The 4311-nt window shown below is 71.1% G+C and carries 5 protein-coding genes; 1 reads left to right on the forward strand and 4 read right to left on the reverse strand.

From position 1 onward, the window contains the following. Nucleotides 1-57: 57 nt before the first annotated feature. The 3 genes from LN042_RS36475 to LN042_RS36485 form a co-directional block, all read right to left on the reverse strand. Entirely contained in the window at nucleotides 58-1020 is a 963-nt protein-coding gene (locus LN042_RS36475; protein WP_230055768.1) for an electron transfer flavoprotein subunit alpha/FixB family protein, read from the reverse strand. A 42-nt stretch (nucleotides 1021-1062) separates the two neighbouring features. Continuing rightward, nucleotides 1063-1848, reverse strand: a complete 786-nt coding sequence (locus LN042_RS36480) for an electron transfer flavoprotein subunit beta/FixA family protein (protein ID WP_230055769.1) — start codon at nucleotides 1846-1848, stop codon at nucleotides 1063-1065. A gap of 268 nt (nucleotides 1849-2116) precedes the next feature. Continuing rightward, nucleotides 2117-2437, reverse strand: a complete 321-nt coding sequence (locus LN042_RS36485; RefSeq protein WP_230055770.1) for a thioredoxin family protein — start codon at nucleotides 2435-2437, stop codon at nucleotides 2117-2119. A 354-nt stretch (nucleotides 2438-2791) separates the two neighbouring features. On the opposite strand from LN042_RS36485, the gene LN042_RS36490 reads away from it, so the two are divergent. Then, nucleotides 2792-3568 (forward strand): lysophospholipid acyltransferase family protein, encoded by a 777-nt coding sequence (locus LN042_RS36490; protein ID WP_230055771.1) that lies wholly within the window; start codon nucleotides 2792-2794, stop codon nucleotides 3566-3568. Between the two features lie 90 nt (nucleotides 3569-3658). Here the strand turns inward: LN042_RS36490 and LN042_RS36495 are convergent, their stop codons facing one another. Then, on the reverse strand, nucleotides 3659-4267 hold the full coding sequence (locus LN042_RS36495; RefSeq protein ID WP_230055772.1) for an HIT family protein: 609 nt from the start codon (nucleotides 4265-4267) through the stop codon (nucleotides 3659-3661). Nucleotides 4268-4311 lie beyond the last annotated feature (44 nt).

Below are 4311 nucleotides of genomic sequence, written 5' to 3' on the forward strand. Positions count from 1 at the left end.
CCGAAGGGCGCGCCCCCCGTGAGGGGAGCGCGCCCTGCGGCACCAGCTTCGCGGGGATCAGCCCTTGCGCGACTTGACCTCGTCGGTCAGCTGCGGCAGCACGTCGAACAGGTCGCCGACGACGCCGAAGTCGACCAGCTCGAAGATCGGCGCCTCCTCGTCCTTGTTGACCGCGACGATGGTCTTGGAGGTCTGCATGCCGGCCCGGTGCTGGATGGCCCCGGAGATGCCCGCCGCGACGTAGAGCTGCGGGGAGACCTGCTTGCCGGTCTGGCCGACCTGGTTGCTGTGCGGGTACCAGCCGGCGTCCACCGCGGCGCGCGAGGCGCCGACGGCCGCGCCCAGCGAGTCCGCCAGCTGCTCGACCACGCCGAAGCCCTCGGCGGCACCGACACCGCGGCCACCGGAGACCACGATCGCGGCCTCGGTCAGCTCCGGACGGCCGGTGGAGACCCGCGGGGTGCGCGAGGTGACCTTGGCGGCGTTGCCGGTGAACTCGACGGTGACGTTCTCCACCGCGCCGGCGGCCGGGGCGGCCTCGGGGGCGGCGGCGTTCGGCTTGACGGTGATGACCGGCGCGCCCTTGGTGACCTTGGACTTCACCTGGAACGAGGCGGCGAAGACCGACTGGGTGGCGACCGGGCCGTCCGCGCCGGCCTCCAGGTCGACGGCGTCGGTGATCACACCGGAGCCGAGGCGCAGCGCGACGCGGGCGGCGACCTCCTTGCCCTCACCGGAGGAGGTGACCAGAACGGCGGCGGCCGAGGAGGCCTTGGCGATCTGGGTGAGCGCGTCGACCTTGGGGACGACCAGGTAGTCGGCGAACTCGGGGGCGTCGGCCACGTAGACCTTGGCGGCACCGAACTCGGCGGCCTTGGCGGCGATGTCGGCGGCGGCCGCACCGGCGCCGAGGACGACCGCGGAGGGCTCGCCGATCCGGCGGGCCAGGGTGAGCAGCTCCAGGGCGGGCTTGCGGACGGCGCCGTCGGCGTGGTCCACGAGGACCAGGATCTCAGCCATGATGTTTTGTCTCCTGACGGAACGTGGGGTCCGAACGGCGGGTCAGATGAACTTCTGCTCGGCGAGGAACGCGGCGAGCTGCTTGCCGCCCTCGCCCTCGTCCTTGACGATCGTCCCCTTGGTGCGGGCTGGGCGCTCGGTGACGGTCTCGACGGCGGTCCAGGCGCCGGCCAGGCCGACCTCGTCGGCCTCGATGCCGAGGTCGTCCAGGTCGAGGTCCTCGACCGGCTTCTTCTTGGCGGCCATGATGCCCTTGAAGGACGGGTAGCGGGCCTCGCCCGACTGGTCGGTGACCGACACGACGGCCGGCAGGTTGGCCTCGACCAGCTCGGTGGCGGTGTCGCCGTCGCGGCGGCCCTTCACCACGCCACCGTCGACCGAGACCTCGGAGAGCAGGGTGACCTGCGGCAGGCCCAGGCGCTCGGCCAGCAGCGCCGGCAGCACACCCATGCCACCGTCGGTCGAGGCCATGCCGCAGATGACCAGGTCGTAGCCGATCTTCTCGAGGGCCTTGGCCAGGATGGCGGAGGTGGCCATCACGTCCGAGCCGTGGATGTCGTCGTCGTTGACGTGGACACCCTTGTCGGCACCCATGGAGAGGGCCTTCTTCAGCGCGTCCCGGGCGTCGTCGCCGCCCACGGTCAGCACGGTCACCTCGGCGTCACCGGACGCCTCGGCGATCCGCAGCGCCTGCTCGACGCCATACTCGTCGAGCTCCGACAGGAGGCCGTCCACGGCGTCCCGGTCGGTGGTGTTGTCGTCCGCGAAGCGACGGTCACCGGTCGCATCGGGCACGTACTTCACACAGACAACGATCCTCAAGCTCACGGCCTGTCTCCTGTACTGGTCTCGTCCGGCGGCTGCGGCGGTGCAACGGGCGGGAGCACACATGGTGGCACCCGCTTCGGACAGCGCATTCCTGCTGCCCCGACCGGCACTTCCGGCAGCATACTCGGCAGCATCCCGCTCTGGTTACTCGTCAGTATCTAAATACCGGTCGCCCATATCTTGCCGCAATAACGGGGCTCCGTATCCCCTGATCATTGTGACGAAGCTCTCCACTCCGCAAGGGGCAACCCACCGGAGAATTCGCCGGTCAGAGGGCGTCCGCCAGGGCCGTCAGCACCGCCGCCCGGCGCGGCTGGCCGGCGGCCCGGTGGACGACCGTGCCGTGCGCGTCCAGCACCAGCGTGGTGGGGGTGCGACGGATCTCCAACCGGCGCACCAGTTCCAGGTGCTGCTCGGCGTCGACGTCCACGTGCGCCACGCCCGGCACCAGGGCCGCGACCTGGGCGAGGACCCGGCGCGTGGCCCGGCACGGCTGGCAGAAGGCGGTGGAGAACTGCACCAGGGTGGCCCGCTCCCCCAGAACGACGCCCGCGCCGAGTTCGGCGGCCGACAGATCCACTGCGCCCATTTCCTCTCCGCACGCCCGCGTGGCACGCCTTCGCAGCCCCGGGACCCCTTCGCACCCCGGGGGAACTCCTTCGCATGCCCGCCGGGCCGTCACGCCCTCCCCGGACGCCTTCGCACGCCCGTCCGGGGCGTCTTCGCACCGTCACGGTACGCCGGTGCCGGAGTGTGTGACGACAATCTCCCGCCGGCCCTGTCCCCCCGGGTGACAGAAGCCCCCTCCACGAGGGACTATTCATCGCAGAATCACCCGTGGCAGCCGCGGCGTGCCGCGGCCCAGGGTCCCGGCCTGTCGCAGCACCGACCCGGGTGGCCGTCCCACCGGGCCAGGGCCCGTCGGAAGAACGTAGGGCTGACCGTGGCAGAATTCGTGTACCCACCGGTGATCCGGGCGGCGCTCGCCGCTTTCAAGGCGCTGGACGTGCGGTTCGACGTCCGGGGTGCCGAGCACGTTCCCGCCACCGGCGGCGCGGTCCTGGTGAGCAATCACATCAGCTACCTGGACTTCATCTTCGCGGGCATGGGCGCCTACAAGGTGGCCAGGCGCAAGACCCGGTTCATGGCCAAGGACGACGTCTTCAAACACCGCGTCTCCGGCCCGCTGATGCGCGGCATGAAGCATATCCCGGTGGACCGCACCGACGGCCAGCCCGCCTATGACGCCGCCGTGAGCGCCCTCCGGGCCGGCGAGGTGGTCGGCGTCTTCCCCGAGGCCACGATCAGCCGCTCCTTCGTGCTGAAGAAGTTCAAGACCGGCGCCGCCCGGATGGCCGCCGACGCCGGTGCTCCGCTGCTGCCGGTGGTCCTCTGGGGCACCCAGCAGCTCTGGACCAAGGGCAAGCCCAAGACGCTCACCAAGCGGCACGTACCGGTGACCATCATGATCGGCGAGCCGATCCACCTGACGCCGGCCGACAAGCCGGTGATGGTCACCCGGCGGCTGCGGGCCGCGATGAGCGAGATGCTGGACCGCGCCCAGCGGGAGTACCCGGTCAAGCCCAAGGGCCCCGAGGACTCCTGGTGGCTGCCGGCCCACCTCGGAGGCACCGCCCCCACCCTGGAGGAGGCCGAAGCCCTGGACGAGGCCGAGGCGGCCGCCAAGGCCGCGCGGCGGGCCGCGACGGTCAGCAGCTGAACGGCCCGATCCCCTCGGCTTCCGTGCTGATGGCGTGTCACCGCAGGTGGTGACACGCCATCAGGCGTTCTGTGCCCTCGCGTTCGAGCGCTACTGCCCGTCGGCCGCCAGCGCCTCGGCGAGTCGGCGGTTGGTCCGCGCCCAGGCCTCGGGCGACTGCTTGGGCAGCACGTCGTCCCAGAGCGGCAGGCAGGTGCCGCGCAGCTGCATCATGCCCTCGGGACGGGCGATCAGCCACCAGTGCAGGTGGGCGCCGCCGTCGCCCCACCGGTTGACGTGCACCCGGGCGATCCCGCCGAGGGAGAGGATCGCGCGCTCCACGCGCTGGATCATGCCGCCCATCTCCGCCGCCAGCTCGGGCGGCAGGTCGACCAGGTCGTGGTGAGCGCGCGGGACCAGCATCAGCATCGCGGGCAGCGCGGCCGGCTCGGAGACCGTGCGGACCATCCAGTTGTCGTTGGCCCAGATCACGACGGGGTCGTCGGCACCCTGCTTGCAGGTGAAGCAGTCTTCCGTGCCGTGCTCGCCGTTCCGCGGCGGCTCCGGCAGCACCGGCGGCTCCAGGACCTTGATCTGGATGTCGCCCTCGTAGGGGAAGACCTCCCAGAACGGGATGCCGTCGGCCGGCAGGGGGATCCGCTCACCGATGGGGAGGCTGCGGACGTAGTCGCTGGGCTCTATGAGCTGGTTGTCGGTCACGGCTTGGATTGTGGCAGAGAAACGAAGAAGCCCCCACCGATTTA

Origin of the sequence: Kitasatospora humi, from assembly GCF_020907985.1 — a bacterium.
Classification (GTDB): Bacteria; Actinomycetota; Actinomycetes; order Streptomycetales; family Streptomycetaceae; genus Kitasatospora; species Kitasatospora humi.